This window comes from Antarcticimicrobium sediminis, from assembly GCF_004348975.1.
In the GTDB taxonomy this organism is placed as follows: Bacteria; Pseudomonadota; Alphaproteobacteria; order Rhodobacterales; family Rhodobacteraceae; genus Antarcticimicrobium; species Antarcticimicrobium sediminis.
Genome location: NZ_SMFP01000021.1, coordinates 18279 through 39107 on the forward strand (window position 1 = coordinate 18279; position 20829 = coordinate 39107).

Here is a 20829-nt window from a genome sequence, read left to right on the forward strand (position 1 = left end):
CCCCCCTGAATTTGCTTAGAAAAACCAAGCTTGTGCGCCTTTTGCTTCCATGTGATGCTTTTTGTGCTACAGTGGTAAAAACACAGCACATCGGACGGTCTTCTCATGGCAAAAGACAGCGCAGCGCTCCCGCCCTATTTCAACATCGACCCTGACGCCGCGTTGGAAGAGCTCGACAGCCCCACCGATACCGCCGGATTCGCCGCCATAGCCGAGGCCTGTGCACGCGGGCGCGCCGATCTGGCCAGCCGTGGCATGGACGAGACCGGGCGCAAGCATCTGCGGCTGTTTTCGACCTGGGAAATCACCCGCTATCTGATCCCGGTGGCCAGCGCCCATTTCCGCCGCGTGTTGAAGCAGAACCCGGATCTGCCGCAGGGCCGGTCCGAGACCGAGGGCGGCGCCAAATGGTTCGCGCTTGACGAGGTGCTGCGCCTGCGCGCCTTCTTCGCAGCCCAAGGTTCCAAGGCCAAGAACTATCTCCCCTATCGCCCCGAGGGGCTGCCGGCGAAGCTGGTGGCGGTGGCCAATTTCAAGGGCGGCGTCGGCAAGACCAGCACGGCGGCGCATCTGGCGATGTCGGCGGCGCTGGACGGCTACAAGGTGCTCGTGATCGACCTCGACAGCCAGGGCTCCATGACCTCGATCTTTGGCGGTATTGTCGAGGATGAATGGCAAACCGCGTTTCCGCTGCTGGCGCGCCACTATGGCACCCATCTGCGCGCCGACAACCAGCGCCGGCTGGACCGGGGCGAGGCGCCGCTGCCGCTGGACGACACCTTGAGCGCGGCGATGGAGATGACGGCGCAGGATGTGATCCAATCCACCCACTGGCCCAATATCGACCTGATCGGGGCGCAGCTGAACCTGTACTGGGCCGAGTTCCAGATCCCGGTCTGGCGGATGCAGGCGCGCGGCTGGAAGCTGTGGGATGCGCTGACCGACCGGCTGGAGGCCGACGGGGTGCTGGATCAGTATGATCTGGTCTTCATCGACACGCCGCCGGCGCTTGGCTATCTCACCATCAACGGGCTGGCCGCCGCCGATATCTTGCTGGTGCCGTTCGGGGCCTCCTTCCTTGAATTTGATTCCACCGGTCGATTCTTTGACATGCTGCATTCCACCTTTGCCTCGATCGAGGAGGGCGAGAATATCGCCGCCCGTGCCTTGGGGCGTCCCGGTCTGGCTTTTGAATGGGATGCGGTGCGGGCGGTGGTCACCCGCTATGACGGCGCCCAGCAGGGTGAATTGTCGGCGCTGATCCAGGCCTATCTGGGGCGCACCCTGTCGCCGCACCGGCAGGATTTCACCGCGCTGATTGGACAGGCGGGCGAGCAGGTCGCCGGCATCTACGAGGCGGATTACCGCGATTTCAACCGCGAGACCTATGCCCGTGGTCGCGAAACCTTTGACGAGACCTATGCCGCCTTCAAGCGCCTGCTGATCGGCGTCTGGCGCCGTGAAGAACTGGCGGCGCGGGCGGAAGAGACACCGGCGCAAAAACCGGGGGCAAAACCGGGGGCGACAAAATCGGACTCTGCGCGCGCCCCGTTGAGCCCGGCTTAACCGAAAGCTGAGACAGCCAGCGCCAGCAAGGAGAGGCAAGATGGCCAAACGCAAACGACTGACCCCGGCCCAGGCCGATTATCTTGGTTCTGCCCCGGCGCGCCTCACCGGGCCCGGTCTTGCGGCGGGGGCCGCGCCGATGGCCCCGGCCCCGATTGCGCAGGTTTCCGGCGATGCCTCGGCCCGTGCGGCGCTGGCCGATCTTGCCGCCGAGATGGAAACCGCCCGCGCACAGGGTCTGATGCTGGAGCTTTTGCCGCTCTCAAGCATCGACGTCGGGCATCTGGTGCGCGACCGCCTAGTGCAGGACGAGGACGAGATGGCGGCCCTGATGGCAAGTCTGCAGGCGCGCGGGCAACAGACGCCGATCGAGGTGGTCCGCCTGCCCGCGCCGCAGGGCGGCAAAACCCACGGGTTGATCTCGGGCTGGCGGCGGTTGACCGCGCTGAGCAGACTTTATGACAGTGGCAAGGATCCGCGCTTTGCTGCGGTGCGCGCCGTGGTCGTGGCCCCGGACAGTGCCCAATCCGCCTATGTGGCGATGGTCGAAGAGAACGAGATCCGGGTCAACCTCAGCCATTACGAGCGCGCCCGCATCGCCCTGCGCGCGGTAGAGGAAGGCGTCTATGACAGCCGTCGCGCCGCCCTGCTCAGTCTCTATAGTGCGGCACCCCGCGCCAAACGCTCCAAGATCGGCAGCTTCATGACGCTGGTCGAGGCGCTGGATCCGGTGTTGAAGTTTCCGACTGCGATCCCCGAGAAAGCCGGTCTGGCGCTGGCCCGCGCGCTGGCCGAGGATCCTGATCTGGCTTCCCGGCTGACCGCGCAATTGAGCGAAAGCCCCGCGGTCAGCGCGGAGAAAGAACTGCGGATCCTGGCGGAGGCGGCAGAGCCCACCGCGCCTGCGCCCACCTCGGCGCCTGAGATCTCGCTTGCCCCTGCCCCGGTTTCGGCCCCGGACGCCATCAAACCCACGGCAGCGGAAAACGCCCGCAGCCCCATATCAGACTCTGATACGCCAGCCCTTCGGGGCGCTGTGGAGCGCGCCGGGCCCCGCGAGACCTATGCCGGGCCGATTCCGAGCGCGCCGCGCTCGGTCGTGGCGGCGCCGGGGGTGCAGATGATATTTGATCGGTCGCACGGCCGGATCGATCTGAGTGGTGAAGCCGTGGATCAGACTCTGTTCGAGGCGTTGCAGATCTGGCTGGCACAGCGCGACAGCTGATAGGTCAGACTCTCTGTCCCTTTGTTTCGCGGGCGAAACATCTCTCACCAGACTCTCTTGGAAGGATCTTGAGGACGGGGGGGCCGGGCCCCCCTGCCCCGGTTTGCCGAGAAAACGGCGCGAAAAATAGGTCAGTACCTATTCCCTATTGTTTCGCGTGCGAAACATGCCGGGTTTTGCCCCCGACCCCGGTCAGACCCCGGTCAGACTTGGTAATAGTCCCGATACCAGGCGACGAAGCGGCGCAGCCCCTCCTCCACCCCGACCTTGGGGGCAAAGCCGGTCAGTTCGCTCAACAGCCGCGTATCGGCCCAGGTGGCGGGCACATCGCCCGGCTGCATCGGGTGCATCACCTTTTCGGCCTCGCGCCCGCAGGCGGATTCGATCGCGGCGATGAACTCCATCAGCGCGGTGGGGGTACTGCCGCCGATATTGACCACGCGGAACGGGGCGACCGGGCTCAGGCTGTCGTGTTCGGACACGGGTGTATTGCCCGGCACCGCCTCGGCCAGCCCCAGGATGCCATCCACCAGATCGTCGATATAGGTGAAATCGCGCTGCATCTTGCCGTGGTTGTAGACGTCGATCGGCTCGCCGCGCAGAATCGCGCGGGTGAATTTGAAATGCGCCATGTCCGGCCGGCCCCAAGGCCCGTAGACGGTAAAGAAGCGGAACATGGTGGTGGGCAGGTGATAGAGATGGGCATAGGAATGCGCCATCGCCTCGGTTGCCTTCTTGGTGGCGGCGTAAAAGGACATCTGCGTATCCGCCTTGTCCGTCTCGGCGTAAGGCATATCCGTATTGGCGCCATAAACCGAGCTGGTCGAGGCCAGCAACAGATGCGCCGGCGGATGGGCGCGGGCGGCTTCCAAAAGCTCGTAGGTGCCGATCAGATTGGCCTCAAGATAATCGCGCGGCGCTTCGATCGAATGGCGCACGCCGGCCTGCGCGGCGAGATGGATGACCAATTCGGGTGAGTCGTCCCGCAGCAGGGTCTTCAACCGCCCGGGATCCTCGAGCTTGCCGATCACCGGGGTGAAATTCGGATTCTCCTCCAGAAGGGCGTGACGGCGTCGTTTCAACTCGACGTCGTAATAATCCGACAGGCAATCCAGCCCCGTGACCCGCCAGCCCTGAGAGAGCAGCCGGGCGCAAAGATGATAGCCGATGAAGCCGGCCGAGCCGGTGATGAGGGCGCTGCGCATGGCGCCTTGGTGGCGCAGCGCGGCGCGGCTGTCAAATCGGTTCGGAGGCCTGCGGAGGGTGCGCGGATTTGACACCGGCGCCGAATTGTGGGTTTTGCACCCCGAATGCCCGAATGTCTGACCCGGGCGGATCCGGGCAGGCAAACAAGAAAAAGGCGCGCGTGCTGTGAGTGAAGAGCAGACCCGAAAGGCCGAGAGCCTGGTGGCGGTGGTGGTCACCCACAACCGGCTGGAGAAGCTCAAGGCGGTGGTGACGCGGCTGCTGGAAAGCCCGGCCGCCGAACTGCAGGCGGTACTGGTGATCGACAATGCCTCCTGCGATGGCACCGGTGACTGGCTGGCGGCGTACCCCGATCCCCGGCTGCTGGTGGTGACGAGCGCTGAAAACATCGGCGGTGCCGGCGGGTTCGAGACCGGCATGCGGCTGGCCACCGAGCGGTTCGATCCCGACTGGATGGTGGTGATGGATGACGATGCCCGCCCCGCCCCCGGCGCGCTGGCGGCCTTCCATGGGGCCGACAAGGCGGGCTGCGAGGCGATCGCGGCGGCGGTCTATTTTCCGGACGGGCGCATCTGCGAGATGAACCGTCCCTCGCGCAACCCGTTCTGGCACGGGCGCGAGTTCTTTGGCACCTTGCTGCGGGGCCGCGGCGGCTTTCACATCGCGCCCGATGATTACCGTGGCGCGGGGCGCCGGGTTGATGTTTCCTCTTTCGTGGGGCTTTTCGTGTCGCGCGCGGCCTTCGCGTTGGTGGGCTATCCCGACGGGCGGCTTTTTGTCTATGGCGAGGACGGGCTTTTCACCCTTGGGCTCAGCAAGGCGGGCGGGCGGATCAGGTTCGCGCCGGACATCGCCTTTGAACATGATTGCTCGACCTTCCAGGCCCGACCGGGCCAGTTCCGGCCGCTGTGGAAGGTCTATTATTATCACCGCAACCTGCTGCTGCTGTATCGTATGGCAGCGGGGTGGATGTTCTGGCCGGCGCTGCTGGTCGTGCTGCCGAAATGGCTGCTAAAGCTGCGCCACCACCCCGGAGAGCGGGCGGTGTTCCTGCGTCTGCTGGGGCGGGCGGTGATCGACGGGCTACGCGGCCGCAGGCACCGCCCCCATGGCGAGGTGCTGGCGCTGGCCGGGGACAGCTAGCGGTTCAAAATGTCGCGGTGATAGCGCCCCATCAGGATGAGCCCCATCGTGAGCAGGGCGAGGGACACCCCCAGAACGTAGACGTGGCTTACGTATGAGGCGGTGTAGGTGGGGTAGAACCCGGTGCGCATCAGTCCAACGATGTGCATCAAGGGGTTGTACCACAAGATTTCCTGCGCCAGCGGCGGCATGGTGTCGTACAGGAAGAAGATCCCGGAGGCGATGAACAGCGGCCTTGTGAGGATCGACCAGATCATCTCCCACAGCGGAAACAGCCCCATGAGGGCACAGTTCAGGACGCCGACGCTCAGCCCCAGCAGCATCGCCAGCGCCATTGCCTCGACCACCGGCGGCAGGTCCAGCACAATGCGGCTGTCGATGACGGCGAGAATGCCGGAGAGCAGCAGGATGGTGACGAGGATCCCGGTCAGGCTGTTGAGCAGGAACCGTGCCAGCGCCGCGTCGAGCCAGGTGACGGCGGGGTATTTCAGCAGCGGTTTCGAGAAGTTGACGGCCCGTGCCACCGTGTTCGATACGGTTTGATACAGGTCAAAGGGCATGAACCCGGTCGCATAGAACAGGATAAAACTGGTCCCGAGCGGCGGGGTGCGCATGACCATCGAAAAGGCGAAGCTCAGTACCAGGATCGCGCCCAGGGGCTCCAGGATGGCCCAGGCATAGCCGCCCGGGGTGCGCCCGTAGCGGGTGGACATTTCGCGCAGCACCAGCGCCATCACCGTGCGCAGCGCTGCGAAACGATGCGGACCGGCTTGTGCGGGCGGTGGGGCGGGCGGCATCGGAGGCGGAAGGGCTGCCATGAAAAAACGGTCCGATACTAGCGTTTATCTGTGCTGTTATGTAAGAAACGGAAAAGAAGATCAAACGGCTTCGTGCCGGGGCAGGCCGCCATGACCGATAAGACATCTCTCGCTGATCCGTCCGTGGGGACGGGCCCGTCTTCTGAACTCGACACGCCGGTCGAGGCAACCGCTTTGACCCGGCCGCGCCCGGGACGCAACGGCGGCCCGAAAGGGGGCAAAAGAAAGCGCCCGCCCGAGCCTGCCCCGGTGGCGGTGCGGCCGATCGCGCAACCGGCACGACTGAAGAAACGCCATTGGGGGCTGTTGGCCAGCTTCGTGCTGATGGTGCTGGTGCCGCTGGTGGCGACGGCCTTCTATCTCTGGACTGTGGCCAGCGACCAGTACATGTCGACCACCGGCTTCACCGTGCGCAGTCAGGAAAGCGGCGGGGCGACCGAATTGCTGGGCGGGTTGGCGCAATTTGCCGGCGGCACGATCGCCTCGGACAGCGACATCCTGTATGAATTCATCCAGAGTCAGGAGATGGTCGAAGCGGTCGATGCTAAGCTCGACCTGCGCGCCCATTACACCGGGCCCTGGCCCGGGGACTGGGCCTTTGCGCTTTGGCCCGATGCTTCCGTGGAGGACCTGGTCTGGTACTGGCAGCGTATTGTCGGCATTTCCTATGATGGCGGCACCGGGCTGATCGAGGTGCAGGCCATGGGTTTTGTGCCCGAGGTTGCGCGCGCGGTGGCCAGCGCGATCCTGAGCGAGAGCCAGGACCGGATCAACGCGTTGAACAATCAGGCGCGCGAGGATGCGATGCGCTATGCGCGCGATGATCTCGACCAGGCCATTGCCCGGCTGAAAAGCGCGCGCGAGGCGCTGACCCGGTTCCGCACCCGCACCCGGATCGTCGATCCGGCGGCCGATATCCAGGGCCGCATGGGGGTGATGAACAACCTTCAGCAGCAGCTGGCCGAGGCGCTGATCGACTATGACCTGCTGCGCGGCACCACCAGTGACAGCGACCCGCGCCTGACCAAGGCGCAGCAGCGTATCGACGTGATCCGCGACCGCATCCGGATCGAGCGGCAGACCTTTACCAGCGACAACACCGATACCGGCGCGGTGGGCGAGGATTATCCGACCCTGATCGCCGAGTTCGAGAGCCTGAACGTGGATCTGCAATATGCCGAGGAAACCTATCGCGCCGCGCTGACCGCGCTGCAGGTGGCGCGCGACGATGCCGCCCGTCAGAGCCGCTATCTGGCCACCTATATCAAGCCGACCCTGGCGCAGGAGGCGGAATACCCGCAGCGCGGCATCCTGACCGGGCTGGCGGGGCTGTTCCTGCTCTTGCTCTGGTCGATCTGTGCGCTGATCTATTATTCGATCCGCGACCGCAGCTGAGCGGGCAGAGGAGCGCCGAGGGGCATGATGAGACAGAAACCTGCGCCGCCGAGCCTTGCGGGCCGCGCCCGACCCGGCCCGGTCGCTGATCAAGGATCCGGGAGGCGGCCCCGGTGATCCGGTTCGAGCATCTCACCAAGAGTTTCCGCCTGCGCGGAGAGCGCAAGGTGGTGATCGATGACCTCAACCTGACCCTGCCCACCGGCAAATCGCTGGCCCTGCTGGGGCGCAACGGGGCGGGGAAATCGACGCTGCTGGAGATGATCGCCGGCACCATGCGCCCGGATTCAGGCCGCATCGTCACCGACGGCACGATCTCCTGGCCGGTGGGGTTCGGGGGGTCGTTTCACGCGGAGCTCACGGGGGCCCAAAACGTGCGTTTCATCGCCCGCATTTACGGGGTGGATACCGACGGGCTGCTGGCCTTTGTCGAGGATTTCGCCGAGCTGGGGAAATTCTTTGACATGCCGGTGCGCAGCTATTCCTCGGGGATGAAATCCCGGCTGACCTTTGGCGCCTCGATGGGGATCCATTTCGACACCTATCTGGTCGACGAGGTAACCGCAGTGGGGGACGCCACCTTCAAACGCAAGAGCCGCGCGGTCTTTGCCGACCGGATGAAGACCTCGAGCGCGATCATGGTCAATCACTCGATGAATCAGGTCCGGCAGTTCTGCGATGCGGGCATCGTGCTGGAGAACGGCCAGATGCAGTATTTCGACGACCTCGAAGAGGCGATCGAGACCCATGAGGCGATCATGGCGGGGTGAGGGCCCCGCCTGATCTGTCGGACAGGCCGGTGCGGCCTCAGCCCAGCCGCTTTTCCCAGTAGTCGCGGGTGGTGATGTCCTCGTAGCCCTTGCGATAGGCGGCCTTGATCTGATCGTAATCCCGGAGAAACTGCACCAGTGTCTTGGTCATTTCCCAGCAGATCGAGAAGAACTCCCGCTTGGACTGGCGCACGGTATAGCCTTTGTCGCGACTGGTGTTGAGATAGGTGATCTCAGCCGCGCCGAAGGCGGGGAAAACCGGGCTGCGGTCTCCGATTCCCAGCACGATCTGGTCCCAGCGTCGGGCAGAGAAGGGCATGAGATGGCCGTTCAGGGTATATTTTCCCATCCGGTCGCGCCAGCGGTGGGATTTCAGGGTCAGGCGCCTCTTTTCAACCAGAGTCTGAGGATTGATCTCGTGCCAGACCTCGCGCTTTATCAGGCCCTTTATGGTGGCGCGTCGCGCAGCCATGTCGATGTTGTCGTCGAAGAACTGCGGCCCCTTCATTGCGTCCTGCCAGGCCAGAAGCTCGGCCCGGGCGGTTTCGTAATGCAGTCGGAGCAGGCTGCGCATGATGCGACGGATCGGCACGACAGCGGTGGCCAAGGGGCTGCGGATCAGCTCTTTCGAGACGAAGTGATGCACCACATGGCTGCGCACATCGAGATAGAGGGTCTGCGGGTTCTCTTTTTCGATGAAGTCGTCCTGAAATGACACCACGCCGTTCAGCAGAACGATGTCGAAGTCGTTCATCAGCGAGAACGAGATGTCGTCGCCGCGCACGAAAAAAGGGAAGGGGTGGTGTTTGACCTCGGCGATGGTGAAGGCGAAGAACCACCAACCGCCATAGAAGGTCGGTTGCTGCTTGCCGGTGCTTTCGAATTCCATGCGGAACACCGCCTCGGGGTTGCGCAGATCGGTGCCGCCATGGATCGGATGGCAGACGCGGTCGAACCAGGCCCCGTTTTCCCACATCATCCACTTATGGGTATTGTTGATCATCGCGCCGGCGATGGCGGCTTTCGGATCACGCGCCAAGGCCAGGAACATATAGGTGCGGGCGATATTCTCCATGTGGAAGGACGCGTCGTCATCCATGAAGAGACAATGGGTACAGCCGGATTTTTCCGCCTCCAGCAGCCCGCGGGCAAAGCCGCCGGCGCCGCCGTAGTTGGCGTTGTCGATCGGCGTAACATGGTCCGAGGTCTGGATCTCTGCGCTCTGGCCGTTGTCGACCACCTGCACCTGCACCTGGTCGCCGTAGTCGAACGCTTTCAGAAAGGCGTCCAGCCGGGTGACGGTCTGACGGACCTGTGCTTCGCGCTTGAAGGTGGTGATCGAGACCGCCAGCCGGGGCAGGGGGGCGGGCAGGCTGGTTTCAGCGGTGGCGAAGCGGCCGCCGGTCAGCGTGGCGCCGTCGCGGTCGAGCGCTTTGATCTCGACAAAGATCAGCCCCCTGGTGGAGCGGTCGGTATAATGTGACAGATCGGCGATACAGGGCTGTTCGTCTTCCAACGTGACGACTTCGCAGAAAAGAACTTCCCAAGATTGCTCCGGGATCGCCTGAAACACCCGGATCTCCACCCGGCCTTTGCCATGGAATTCTGCGAATAGCCCGTCCAGTTGGCAGGCCCGATGCCATTTGCCGATGTTGAAGAGGTTGAAATAGGTGTCCAGCCGGACCACGCCGGTTTCCCCAACCCAGAGGGTGCCTGCTGTCTGGGAAAACCCGATCTCCCCCTCGGTGTGGAAATAGAGCTCTCGCTCGGTACAGATGGCGGGATCAGGAAAGAGGAAATTTTGCAGTGTGATCATCTGAAATATCCTGGGGAAAGGGCGCTGTCCCCCCGTTCAGGGGGGGGGGCGCGGGTGTCAAGCGACGCGGTCCTGTTTCAGGGTTCGGATGTAATCGCGCAGGGTGTCGTTCGGCAGCGCCTCTTGTGGAATCTGGGTCAGGAAATCCAACGTGGCATCGGCCTCGGGAACCGGCCGGAGCCGGGTCATGTCGTCGATATCGGGAAAGAAGGCGGCCACGCCGGCTTGTTCGGACAGCCAAGTGTGGATCGGCGCGAAGCGTTTGAACAGCTCGGCCCGCAGGTCGGTGCCGAACATTTCGACGTCCTTGTTGGGGATCGGCGTGATGTGATCGCCGCAGTTCAGCAGATACTTGCGCAGGGCGCTGGCGTCTTTGGCGGGCAGGTCGTGGTTGGCGCGCCGGGCGATTTCCATTGCCGCACGCGGCAGGCTTTCGTTGGCCCGCCCCGGGGCGGGGGCCCCGGCGGGCATGATCAGATCGTTGCAGGCGAAGAAATCCTCGACCGAGCCGCCGGCTGTCAGCACGTCGGCATAGTTGCGCAGATGTCGGGGCGTCTCGCGGAAGGCGTCCAGCCAAGGCTCCACCATGCTGCGGTAATCGAAATGGATAGACTCGGTATAGTTCAGCGCGGCACCGTCCCGCAGCGAGAGAACCTTGTTGCCGAAGCGGAGCCGCTGGGCATGCCATGAGATCAGATATTCGTCGGGCCGGCGCAGTACACAGTAGAGCACCTGATCGGTGTCGGGATAGATGCCGCGCACCCGTTCGATCAGCTTGGGATGGCGGGGGCCGAAATTCGACATCACCTCGGAGCAGAGCAGAACCGCCTGCGGTTGCAGCAGCTTTGCCTGCAGCCGCAGGGTCCGGATCATCTGCGGCACACCCGGCAGGCCCTTGTGCCAGTCCGGCACGCTGCCTTTGGTGGCCTGGGCCAGCATCTGGAAGGCCAGCGCGTTATGCGGCTCGCGCGCGTTCATCGACAGCGGTTGGGACTGGCTCGCGGCCGAGAGACGCGCGGCCTGCTCTTCGCTCGGCTCGCTTGCCCCCAGAAAGTTGACGATGGCATGGATCAGCCCTTCGCTTTCGACATCCGGATACAGCAGCCCGTGCCGCATCAGCAGCGTCTGATTGCGGAACAGAAAGCTTTGCAGGGCGGTGGAGCCGACCTTGTGATGTCCGAAGTAGATAATGGTTTTCATCGTGTCGTTTGCTTCTGGCTGGGGTCAGGTGTGGGATTGTCGCATCGGAAAGACATTCGTGACGCCCGCAGGGATCAGCTGTCAGAGGTTTCGCGGATGGGGGCTGCATCCCGGATCCGCTTTTGATGCAGGAAAGCCGGCCAGTTGACCTCTTTGTTCTCCAGCAGGCCCGAGATGATCTTGGACATGACCTCCAAGGAGCGCAGTTCCGAGGCGGTGAAATAGTCTTCCGGTTCAGTGGATTGGGGCTGATCCACCGCGGTCTCGACGGCGCGCTGGAGTTCCGTTTCCATCAGGGGCTTGCCGTCGAAAAAGGCCCGGTCCATGGCCCGGGCATCCTCCTGATAGGTGGCACGGAGATCCTCGGCCAAGCTGCGGTGCAGTTGCAGCTTGGTGCGGGTCGGGGAAGGGGGCAGCGTGCCGAGCTGTCGGGCGAATTCCCAGCCCAGTTTCAGCCGCAAATCGCGTGCCCTCCGGATCTTTTTTTGCAGGACCTTGAGACGCATGAGATCTTCGAGGCAGAGGGATTCATTGGCGGCCTCCGTGCCGCTGATCTCAAATTCGATGCCGCCAAAGGCGTGATGTACAAAATCGTCCACCACGGATTTCCGGTACAACGCGTTGCGGATCATCGGGCGCAGCAGGAAGTTTTCTCCGAACATCTGGCGCCAGGCAGAAAAGCGCGGCAGGTAAATGAACTCGCCTTCATCTTTCTTGAGGGTGCAAAATTCGTCGAGAGAGTTTTCCAGTGCGCGGGGCAGACCGACCTTGGTGCGTTCCGCGAAGGTTGAAAGTAAACGCGCCGCATGTGGCCGGACATACCCGATGACGCGAATGTCATCGGCCGTATCTGCAAAAAAGGTCTGCACGACGTCATGAAACAGCTCGACTTTGACGCCTTCGATCGCTTCGGCGGAGATCACAATGAAATCAGCCTCGGACCTCCGCACTTGATCGGCCAGTTTTTGCAGCGGTTTCGCTGCTTGCCGGCGCATCTGGGGGGTGTTGGCGTCGCCATAGGTCGTACATTGCGTCCCTAGAGCGTTGGCTGCCAGTTTCGAAGGATAGAACAGGCTATGCCCCTTCAGGGAGACTTGCCCCTGCGCAAAGGCAAGCTGAATCGAGGTCGAGCCGGTTTTCCGGTCCCCGATATGGAAGACCAGCGTTTTCTTGGGGCGGTCTTGCGGGGAGATTGGATCGGTCATGTAAGGTCGCCACATTAATCATCAATACGCCCTGTCCATAAGTGCTGTAGCCTTTATGGGCAAGCATCGGGTGAGGCCTGGGTAAGGAGGAGGCCGGTATCTTGTCGGGGCCGCACGGGATATGGGCATGGCCGAGGATGGGGGCGGAGACGGCAGGATGGCACGAAAACCGGGACAGGATCAGCTGAAAAGTGCGCAGATCTCGTCCAGAAGGGCATGAACCCGGGGCGCGCTGGTCGCATCGCGCTCACCTGATCTTTTCTTGCTCTCGCGCCGGCTGCGTTTCCACTGCTCCGGGGCTTTCGCCAGTTCCACGCCGAGTGCCGAAAGCAATTGCCCGAGCGCCTGCCGTTGGGCTAGGCTGAAACGTTCTTCCGCGGTGATCGGCTGGGGGTCGTCGGTGGTGCTTGCCGCCGCGGCCTCAAGGGCGTCTGACATCGGGGTGCCGTCGAAAAAGGTCGCATCCAGCGCTGCGGCATCCTCGGAATAGGTCTGTTGTAGCGCAGGCAGCAGGTGGCGTGGCAGCCGGAGCCGCGGACCCTCGGGGTTGGTCCCATCCAGTCGGGCGGCGAGATATTTGGCGCAGGTGAACCGGATATCCTTGGGCAGACCGGCCTTGGCGATGGCGCTGTGGACGTCGCGCAGGCAGGCGAGGTGGTCGAGCGTGGGGGCGGTGTTGGCCTGCAGTTGGTCTGGCAGCGTGAAGGCGTCCGAGTTGAGGATCTGATGCAGAAAATCCGCGACCACATCGCCGCGATAAAGTGCAGATCGCACCATTGGACGCAGGGTGAAGGCGTCGCCGAATTCCGACTGCCAGGCAAGAAACCGTGGCATGTAGTGAAACCGGCGTTCCTTCGAGACGGTCTTGAAAAAACCTTCGAGGTCCTTCTGCAGGCCTCGCGCCTTGACCCGCTGGGTGTAGGAGGACAGCAAGCGGGAGATATGTGGGCGCACATAGGCGATGACCTGAATTTCTTCGATCTTATCGGCGAAGAAGTGCTGCACCTCGGCCTTAAGATCTGCTGGCGGCACCGGGGCGAAATGTTCTGATGACAGCACGGCGATTTCGGCCGATTGCTGCGCCAGCCAATCGGCGGCCTTGCGGAACTGGGTCAGGCGCTGTTTGGGGCGGGCGCCGTCATGCAGGGACATGGCGAGAGGCTGGGCATTGATCTGGTCTGGATAGGCGATGCTGCGCCCGGGAGCGGACCAGGCAGAGTCGAACAAGGCACGCTGGATCGACGTCGATCCGGTTTTCGGGTCGCCGATATGAAAGACCAGCGTTTTGCGCTCAGATGTCGTCTTGGCAGCAATCACTTCGGGCCTCCTGTCCGGGTTTGCGTTCGTGCTTAGGGTATTGTCTGGGGGACGTCTATCTTGGTCGCGCCGCCGGGGGCGGTTCGGCACGGGCTCTGGTTTTCTGGGCACAATTTGGCAGAACGAGCCATATCGGTGCGCATCCGGTTGAGAATCCCGCGGCACTGCGTGTAACTGTGCAGAACCGATTTTCAAATTCCAGGGCAGGACATTTCACGCATGACCAAGGGCAATTTTCTGATGGTGGGCGCCGGGCTGTCCGGGGCGGTGATCGGGCGGCATCTGGCCGAGGCGGGGCATCAGGTCACCGTGGTGGACAGTCGGAGCCATATCGGCGGCAATTGTCATACCGAGCGCGACGCTGACACCGGTGTGATGGTGCATATCTATGGGCCGCATATCTTTCACACCGATGACGCCGAGGTCTGGGACTATGTCAACGGCTTCGCGACTTTCCTGCCCTACAAGAACCGGGTGAAGACCACCTCGCGCGATCCCGAAGGGGATCTCGGGGTGTTCTCGCTGCCGGTCAACCTGCACACCATCAACCAGTTCTTCCGCAAGACCCTGCGCCCGGACGAGGCGCATGGTTTCATCGTCAACGAACAGGCCGATACCTCCATCACCGATCCGCAGACCTTTGAAGAGCAGGCGATGCGCTTTGTCGGCAAGGATCTCTACGAGGCCTTTTTCAAGGGCTACACGATGAAGCAATGGGGCTGTCACCCCTCGGAGCTGCCGGCCTCGATCCTGAAGCGGCTGCCGGTGCGCTTCAACTATGACGACAACTATTTCTTTCACAAATTCCAGGGCATGCCCGAGGATGGATATACCGCGATGATCGCAGGGATTCTCGATCATCCGGGCATAACGGTCCATTTAGAGACTGTTTTTGACCGCGGCCAAGCGGATCAGTATGACCATGTGTTCTATTCCGGGCCGCTGGATGGCTGGTTCGATTTCGAGCTGGGGCGGCTGGGGTACCGGACGCTGGATTTCGAACGCTTCACCTATGAGGGCGACTACCAGGGCTGCGCCGTGATGAACTATGGCGAGGTCGAGGTGCCCTATACCCGCATCACCGAGCACAAGCATTTCGCCCCGTGGGAAAGCCACGAGGGATCGGTTCTGTACCGCGAGTTTTCCCGCGCGGCAGAGCCTGCGGACATCCCCTATTACCCGGTCCGCCAGGTCGCGGAAAAGGCGCTGCTGTCGGATTATGTGAAGCTGGCCGAGGCGACCCAAGGCATCACCTTTGTTGGCCGGCTGGGCACCTATCGCTATCTCGACATGGACGTGACCATCCGCGAGGCGCTTGAGACCGCGCGCGGCTTTGTTCAGTGTCTGGACAAGGGCGAAAAGGTGCCGGCCTTCTTTACCGCGCCACTGTGAGGCGGGAGGGGAGCAGGCCATGATCGTCTCTGACTCGGAGAAATTCGTCTTCATCCACAACCCGAAATGTGGCGGTATGAGCAGCCATAACGCGCTGCGGAAATATGACACGCGGGACAATTTCTTCTTCGAATGGAAGCCGGTGAATGATGCGGGCAAGATCCTCGATATGGCCCATATCACCCCGGTTCAAATGCGGAAATTCTTTCCCAGGGCCTTCCGTGAGGTGCGCGGTTACCTGAAGTTCGTCTTCGTCAGAAACCCCTATCACCGGTTCCTGTCGGCGGTGTCGCAGCACCTGAAACTGGGCACGCCCTATATGCGGGACGCGGTGCTGGCCGACCCGGAGGCCTTCTACCGGGTATCGGCGAGCTTTGCGGTGACCGCTTTGCGGGCGCATGCGGTGGAAAATGATCACAAGCTGGTGCATTTTCGCCAGCAGTGCAATTTCGTCAATCTCGCCGGGCACCGCTGGGCCGACCACGTGTTCCGGCTGGAAGAGCCTGAGAGCCTGCAGGGCACGCCGGTGGCGGGGTGGTTGCCGGACATGTCCCAGCAAAGGTCGAACCCGACCGAGGGGGCGGTCGCGCGCGGCTATGACGTGGCGCGGCTCGGCCCCGAGGCGATTGCCGCGCTGAACGCATTCTATGCCCGCGATTTCGAGGCCTTCGGTTACGATCGGGTGTGAGTGGACGCCAGCAGAGCGATGAGATGAACCATGAGATCCTCCGGCAGGTGTTCGGGGGCGATCCGGCCTGAGGCATCTGTGGCCGCGGGGGGGAAAAAGGCTTCGTGCGATATGACCGAGCCGGCTAGGCTGGAGGCATTGTCCTCGGCGAAGTAGCGGCGCATCTCTTCGGACTGGGCGGAGGACAGTACCATCTTGGCGCGCTCGGAGAGCCCGCCCTCGATCGCCCGAAGATTACGCAGAACGGCTGTGCGCAGGGTCTTGCGCTTGGCGTCGGTCTGATCCGGCCACAGATGCGCGATCATGCCGTTGAGTTTGCGCATGATTTCGACAGAGCGGTAGTCGAGACTCTCGTTGGCGGGCTTCTCAAGCGGGGCAATCTTGTCACGAGGCGCGCCGATCGTGTCGAGAAAGTCGAACTCGAGCCTGTTTTCCGGCCAGAACCGAGGATCGAACGGGCGTATGATCACGTTGTCTTCCCCGAAGACCTCGCGCCAGGGCGTCAGTCGGCGGTTGAAAGCCAATTGTTGGTTGTTGCGGTAACTTTTGAATTTAAAGACATGGGTGGAGCCATTCTTGACGCCTTCTTGGTAGGCGGACAGCAGGTAACTGTCCTGACGCCGGATATAGGCGAGAATGAAAACCTCGAAATCCGAGAGCTTGTCGCGCACCCGGGCGACGCGCTCCGTCGTCATGTCGAGCCCGCCGAACGCCTCGGAGGAGAGGATCACCGTTTCGGCCGGGCTGGCCTCGATTGCGGCCAGCAGATCGGGCAGGGCGTGCTTGAGCCCTTCGCGTTTGCGTGGCCGCAGCCAGCCTACCGAACGCTCGGGCAGGGCGGCGGCCAGCGGCGTGTGCTGGCGGTTCTGCACATAGCTGTCCTGGGTCGCGCCGGGGTAAAGAAAACCAGCCTGTTCCAGCACTTCCCTGTTCTGGGACAGGCAATGCTGCAGGCTGGTCGAGCCAGTCTTGTTGAATCCGATGTGAAGAAAAAGCTGTTTCAAGTCCGCCCCTCCCAAGGCCGTCCCCCTGATCCAGTGCTGCCCGTGTGCCGCCGGAAAGAAAGCGGGATGAAGATATTATTAACGCATTTGTTCCTGTCGGTGTTGCGTGGTCAAGGGGGATGACGCAACCCGCGCGCTTCCGTACGGCGCTGCCCTCTGGCCCATGAGCCAAGATCCGCCGCCATGTTTACTCACTTAGTGTCAGAGTTTCGTCAAGCGTTTTTGATCCGAAGATATCCTTGTCTTGTCCCGTGCCGCTTTTTTGATCTGAAGATATCCTTGTCTTGTCCCGTGCCGCTTTGGCTTGCAACGGCAGGTGGGGCATTTTATTCCAAGAGAGCAGAGGCAGGAGACGAATTCATGGACGCGACGCAGACGGTGCTCACCAAGATTGCCGAGGCTTTCGAGGCCAGCGCGAAGCCCTTCGCGGGGCAGAACGTGCGGCTGGCGGCGCTGGGGCGTGACGTGGCCCCGGTCGAGACCCCGGAGCCGCGCCATGAGCTTGCCCCTGGCATCTGGCTGGACTTCAAAGCCGAAAGCGGCGTGGTCACCGCGGCGGGACCGGCGGAGACCGGTGAGGGGCTGCGGCTGCAACTGTCCGATCGCGGCGACAGCCCCTGGTATTCGCTGTCCTACGATCTGGACCCCGAAGCCCTGCAGGGGGCCCGGTTCCTCGGCCATTTCCTGCGCTGCGACAGCGACGGGCCGGCGCGCTTCCGGGTCTGCCTGCGCCACATGCTGGACGAGGGGTTCCGCGATGTCTTTGCCCGCGACCTGGTGGTGCTGACCGGAGGGGAGCAGGAGGATCTGGTGTTTATCCGGCTCGATCCGGAACTTACCGAGCAGACCCGCGCGGCCGAGGTGCTGTTCTTCTTCGAGGGGCGCAGTTTTGACGTGACGCTGCGCGCCATCGAAGCTCTCAAGATTTGACGGGCGGGTGGCCGTGAGCGCACGCAACTACAGTTTTGTCATCCCCGCCTATAACGACCGGGACGGGATCGCGCGGCATCTGGACTATTTCCGCGGGGTGCGCGATCCGGTGCAATTGGTGATCGTCGACGATTGCTCCGAGGACGACACCGCCGATCTGGTCGCGGCGGCGCAGATGCCTGAGCATGTGGAGATCACCTATCATCGCCAGGTCGAGAACGGCGGCCCGGCGGCGGCGCGCAACACCGGGCTGGAGCTGGCCACGCGCGACTATGCGATGTTCCTCGATGCCGACGATTTGCTGGCGCCCTGTTTCTTCGACGTGATGCGGCTGGCCCCCTTCGGGCCGGGGGTGGATTTCGTGATGTTCAAACATCACCTCAGCGCCCAGGCCGACGTCCGTTTCACCTATGACATGCATCGGGTGGACCGGACCTTCTTCAGTCGCAACCCCTACAGCCCGTTTCCGATGCAGACCTTCCGGCTGAAAGAGCGCCCCGGCGCGCTGACGACGGTGAACTTTCCCTGGAACAAGCTTTATCGCCGCGACTTCCTGCTGCAGGCCGGGATCACCTTTCCAGACCTGCGCATGCACGAGGACATCACCCCGCATTGGCAAAGCTTCCTGCGTAGCAGGACCTTCGGCGTCCTTTACTGGGCGCCGCCGCTGCTGACCCATTACGAGATCCCGCAGGGGGATCGGGCGACGCAGTATATCGGCGAAAAGCGCATGGGCGTCTTCGCCGAACTGGCCCGGATCGAGGAGGAACTGCTGGCCCATCCCGATGCGGACGCGCTGCGACCGGTTTTCGCCGAATTCTGCGGGCATCTCTTTCACTGGATGACCGGCCCGCTCTGCGCCGCCGACAATGACGAGAGCCGGCTGTGGCGGGCGCAGTATCAGGAGGCGGTGGACGCATTTTGGGAGGCGGCGCAGACGCCGCGTCCGGGAGGGGGCTCATGACCCGGATCAGCGCCATCATCACCACCTATAATGTCGAGGCATTCATCGCCACGGCGATGCAATCGGTGATCGACACCGGCTTTGACGATCTGGAACTGATCGTGGTCGACGACGGCTCCACCGACGCCACTCGGCAGGTGGCCGATGTGATCGGTGCGGCGGCCCCCTCCGACCGGGTCCGTTATGTGCCGATCTATTTTTCGCGCAACACGCCGGGCGGCGTGGCCAGCGCGGCCAATGCCGGGCTCGACCGGGCCAGCGGCGAGGTGGTGATCTTCGTTGACGGCGATGACTGGGTGCTGCCCAACATGCTGCGCCGGGCGGTCGACCTGCACCTGGCCGAAGCGGCGGATGTGACGGTCTGCGGGTGCAAGGAATATTGGAACGACAGCGGTGCCTTCACGCAGTATCCGGAGGGGCATGTCTGGGCCACCCTGCCCGAGGCGGGCAGTCTGAGCGCCAAGCGCGAGGCGGTGCTGCGCCTGGCCCCCTTCCCATGGCGCAAGATCTATAGCCGGGATTTTCTGGAGCGTCACAGTATCCGCTTTCCGGTGGGAGATTTCTTCTACGAGGACAACCCTTTCCACTGGGCCACGACCTTGCGGGCAGAGCGTTTTGTCTTTTTCCGCCCGGTCACCCATGTCCACCGTATGGCGCGCGCGGGTCAGACGGTCATGAACATGGGGCTGAAGCCGCTGAAGATCTTCGATCACGCCGAGACCATCCGCGGCCACCTGATGGCGACCGGACAAGACGCGGCGATGCGCGCGCGCTATCTGCACTGGCTGATCGAGCATGTGTTGTGGTGCTGCCGCTACGTGCCTGCGCATGGGCTGAACCAGGTCTTCAACCGGGCGCAGGCCGATCTGGCGGAACTGCCGGAAGATGAATTCTGGGCGCTTCTCGGCGAACACCCCCGCAACCATGTCGGCATCCGCCGACTCACCGCCATCTATCTGAATGACCGGATGGGGTTTCTGCGTGAGTTTTGAGGTTGTCTTGCGGTCGCTACGGTTCCAATAACAACCCTGAGGTGTCAGAGCCGACGCCGCCATGGGAGAGAGTTCATGACCAAACGCGCCCTCATCACCGGGATCACCGGGCAAGACGGATCCTATCTCGCTGAATTCCTGTTGGAAAAAGGCTATGAGGTGCATGGGATCAAGCGCCGGGCCTCGTCGCTCAACACCCAGCGTGTGGATCACATCTATCAGGATCCGCATGTGGATCACGCCCGGCTCAAGCTGCATTACGGCGATCTGAGCGACAGCTCGAACCTGACCCGGATCCTGTCCGAGGTGCGCCCCGACGAGGTCTATAATCTCGGCGCGCAAAGCCACGTCGCCGTAAGCTTCGAGGCGCCGGAATATACCGCCGACGTCGACGCCATGGGGGCGCTGCGGCTGCTCGAGGCGATTCGCTTTCTCGGGCTGGAAAAGACCACGCGGTTCTATCAGGCCTCGACCTCTGAACTCTATGGTCTGGTGCAGGAGACCCCGCAGACCGAGACCACGCCATTCCACCCGCGCAGCCCCTATGCGGTGGCGAAAATGTATGCCTATTGGATCACGGTGAACTACCGCGAGGCCTATGGCATCTATGCCTGCAACGGCATCCTGTTCAACCACGAGAGCCCGCGGCGCGGCGAGACCTTTGTCACCCGCAAGATCACCCGCGGGCTGGCGAACATCGCGCAGGGGTTGGAGGACTGTCTTTATATGGGCAATATCGACAGTTTGCGCGACTGGGGCCATGCCAAGGATTACGTGCGCATGCAGTGGATGATGCTGCAGCAGGAGGCGCCTGACGATTTCGTCATCGCCACCGGCAAGCAGTATTCGGTGCGCGAGTTCATCACTTGGTCGGCGGCGGAACTGGGGATTTCCCTGGCGTTCAGCGGGGAGGGCGTCGACGAGATCGCCACGATCGCCGCGATCACCGGCGACAAGGCCCCGGCCTTGAACGTGGGCGACGTGATCCTGCGCATTGACCCGCGCTATTTCCGCCCGGCGGAGGTCGAGACGCTGCTGGGCAACCCGGCCAAGGCCAAGGCGAACCTGGGCTGGGTGCCAGAGATCACCGCGCAGCAGATGTGCGCCGAGATGGTGGCCAACGACCTGAAAGAGGCGCGCCGCCATGCGCTGTTGCGCGCGCACGGCATGGATCTGCCGGTGAGCGTCGAAAACTGAG

At 62.9% G+C, this 20829-nt stretch carries 18 protein-coding genes; 11 read left to right on the plus strand and 7 right to left on the minus strand.

The annotated features are described in order from the left end of the window. Positions 1-105 precede the first annotated feature (105 nt). Both E1B25_RS20080 and E1B25_RS20085 read left to right on the plus strand, forming a co-directional pair. On the plus strand, positions 106-1566 hold the full coding sequence (locus tag E1B25_RS20080) for an AAA family ATPase (protein ID WP_245510794.1): 1461 nt from the start codon (positions 106-108) through the stop codon (positions 1564-1566). 40 nt (positions 1567-1606) lie between these two features. Continuing rightward, a complete protein-coding gene (locus E1B25_RS20085) occupies positions 1607-2791 on the plus strand; it encodes a ParB/RepB/Spo0J family partition protein (protein ID WP_132831373.1) in 1185 nt (394 codons plus the stop codon). Positions 2792-2994: 203 nt separating this feature from the next. On the opposite strand, the gene E1B25_RS20090 is transcribed toward E1B25_RS20085, so the two are convergent. Then, the gene (locus tag E1B25_RS20090) at positions 2995-3996 is read right to left on the minus strand and encodes an NAD-dependent epimerase/dehydratase family protein (RefSeq protein WP_132831374.1); all 1002 of its coding nucleotides are present in this window, start codon (positions 3994-3996) and stop codon (positions 2995-2997) included. Between the two features lie 166 nt (positions 3997-4162). On the opposite strand from E1B25_RS20090, the gene E1B25_RS20095 reads away from it, so the two are divergent. Then, positions 4163-5140: a glycosyltransferase gene (locus E1B25_RS20095; RefSeq protein WP_245510795.1), complete on the plus strand. Its 978-nt coding sequence runs from the start codon at positions 4163-4165 to the stop codon at positions 5138-5140. On the opposite strand, the gene E1B25_RS20100 is transcribed toward E1B25_RS20095, so the two are convergent. After that, positions 5137-5958: an ABC transporter permease gene (locus E1B25_RS20100; RefSeq protein WP_132831376.1), complete on the minus strand. Its 822-nt coding sequence runs from the start codon at positions 5956-5958 to the stop codon at positions 5137-5139. The two genes, E1B25_RS20095 and E1B25_RS20100, sit on opposite strands and share 4 nt — an antisense overlap. A gap of 90 nt (positions 5959-6048) precedes the next feature. On the opposite strand from E1B25_RS20100, the gene E1B25_RS20105 reads away from it, so the two are divergent. Then, complete coding sequence (locus E1B25_RS20105) at positions 6049-7353, plus strand: KpsE/RkpR family capsule polysaccharide export protein (protein ID WP_245510796.1); 1305 nt, start codon at positions 6049-6051, stop codon at positions 7351-7353. Positions 7354-7466: 113 nt separating this feature from the next. Further along, positions 7467-8123, plus strand: coding sequence for an ABC transporter ATP-binding protein (locus tag E1B25_RS20110; protein WP_132831377.1), 657 nt, complete (start codon positions 7467-7469; stop codon positions 8121-8123). A 37-nt stretch (positions 8124-8160) separates the two neighbouring features. Here E1B25_RS20110 and E1B25_RS20115 read toward each other — a convergent pair whose 3' ends face one another. The 4 genes from E1B25_RS20115 to E1B25_RS20130 all read right to left on the minus strand — a co-directional run bounded on the left by E1B25_RS20115 (position 8161) and on the right by E1B25_RS20130 (position 13856). Beyond that, positions 8161-9939 (minus strand): glycosyltransferase family protein, encoded by a 1779-nt coding sequence (locus E1B25_RS20115; RefSeq protein WP_132831378.1) that lies wholly within the window; start codon positions 9937-9939, stop codon positions 8161-8163. A gap of 57 nt (positions 9940-9996) precedes the next feature. Continuing rightward, positions 9997-11139 (minus strand): hypothetical protein, encoded by a 1143-nt coding sequence (locus E1B25_RS20120; RefSeq protein WP_132831379.1) that lies wholly within the window; start codon positions 11137-11139, stop codon positions 9997-9999. 74 nt (positions 11140-11213) lie between these two features. Then, positions 11214-12344, minus strand: coding sequence for a hypothetical protein (locus E1B25_RS20125; protein WP_132831380.1), 1131 nt, complete (start codon positions 12342-12344; stop codon positions 11214-11216). Between the two features lie 180 nt (positions 12345-12524). Then, complete coding sequence (locus tag E1B25_RS20130; protein ID WP_132831381.1) at positions 12525-13856, minus strand: hypothetical protein; 1332 nt, start codon at positions 13854-13856, stop codon at positions 12525-12527. Between the two features lie 24 nt (positions 13857-13880). Here E1B25_RS20130 and glf point away from each other — a divergent pair, with 24 nt between their 5' ends. Beyond that, the gene (glf, locus tag E1B25_RS20135; protein ID WP_206338598.1) at positions 13881-15053 is read left to right on the plus strand and encodes a UDP-galactopyranose mutase; all 1173 of its coding nucleotides are present in this window, start codon (positions 13881-13883) and stop codon (positions 15051-15053) included. 19 nt (positions 15054-15072) lie between these two features. Continuing rightward, positions 15073-15741 (plus strand): sulfotransferase family 2 domain-containing protein, encoded by a 669-nt coding sequence (locus tag E1B25_RS20140; protein WP_132831382.1) that lies wholly within the window; start codon positions 15073-15075, stop codon positions 15739-15741. Here E1B25_RS20140 and E1B25_RS20145 read toward each other — a convergent pair. Beyond that, positions 15726-16745, minus strand: coding sequence for a hypothetical protein (locus tag E1B25_RS20145; RefSeq protein WP_132831383.1), 1020 nt, complete (start codon positions 16743-16745; stop codon positions 15726-15728). The two genes, E1B25_RS20140 and E1B25_RS20145, sit on opposite strands and share 16 nt — an antisense overlap. A gap of 360 nt (positions 16746-17105) precedes the next feature. On the opposite strand from E1B25_RS20145, the gene E1B25_RS20150 reads away from it, so the two are divergent. The 4 genes from E1B25_RS20150 (at position 17106) to gmd (ending at position 20828) form a co-directional block, all read left to right on the plus strand. After that, positions 17106-17675, plus strand: coding sequence for a hypothetical protein (locus tag E1B25_RS20150; protein ID WP_132831384.1), 570 nt, complete (start codon positions 17106-17108; stop codon positions 17673-17675). Between the two features lie 13 nt (positions 17676-17688). Beyond that, the gene (locus E1B25_RS20155; protein ID WP_165937701.1) at positions 17689-18639 is read left to right on the plus strand and encodes a glycosyltransferase family 2 protein; all 951 of its coding nucleotides are present in this window, start codon (positions 17689-17691) and stop codon (positions 18637-18639) included. Then, positions 18636-19631, plus strand: a complete 996-nt coding sequence (locus tag E1B25_RS20160; RefSeq protein ID WP_132831386.1) for a glycosyltransferase family 2 protein — start codon at positions 18636-18638, stop codon at positions 19629-19631. The genes E1B25_RS20155 and E1B25_RS20160 overlap by 4 nt, the downstream gene beginning before the upstream one ends. 75 nt (positions 19632-19706) lie before the next feature. Continuing rightward, positions 19707-20828, plus strand: coding sequence for a GDP-mannose 4,6-dehydratase (gmd, locus tag E1B25_RS20165; protein WP_132831387.1), 1122 nt, complete (start codon positions 19707-19709; stop codon positions 20826-20828). Position 20829 lies beyond the last annotated feature (1 nt).